Genomic DNA, 625 nt, shown 5'->3' on the forward strand with positions numbered 1-625 from the left:
CGTTGGCGGTGTTCCGGTCTTGTAATCGACGATCCGCAACGCGCCACGTTTATTGCGATCTATCCTGTCGGCCCGCCCCACGACGGAAAAATCCAAGGGTGACAGAACAAGATTCATCACAGCCTCAAAGGCAACCGGCCCTCCGTCGCCACGGCGCGCGATTTCAGCGGCCAGAAAATCGTCTGCGATACGTTCCAGCCGCGCCAACCACAATTTGCGCGCTGTGGGCCACGCAACATGTTGATCCAGCAGTGTTTCCGCGCGTTTCAAAAAGTTTTCACGGGTCAGTAACGCACTGTCCAGAACACTGTCTTTGACAAAATGCTCTAGGATCTCGTGGATCACGATCCCGCGCAACAATGCATCCGGCGCTTGCACCAAAGGGTCCAAAGGCTTCAGTCGCAGCACATGTTTGGCGTAAATCGCATAAGGGTCGCGGATCAGCCGTTTTATTTCCGTCACGCTCAGCCGATTTGGGCGCGAAGACACCGGCGGGCGCGGGGATGGGCGCTTTGCTGGTTCGATGTGCGGCGCAGCCTCAAGCTGTTCCGACCAGCGTAGCCATTGCTGGCCCCTGTCACGCATTCCCGACAGGGCCTCAGGGCCTCCCTGCCCCGGGAGGCCC

General features: G+C 59.0%; 1 protein-coding gene. It reads right to left on the bottom strand.

The features are described 5' to 3' along the window. A partial coding sequence (locus ACR0DT_RS25130; RefSeq protein ID WP_480713356.1) for a PD-(D/E)XK nuclease family protein occupies nt 1–625 on the bottom strand: 625 nt, incomplete at both ends.

The organism is Ruegeria sp. BI11 (assembly GCF_056538005.1).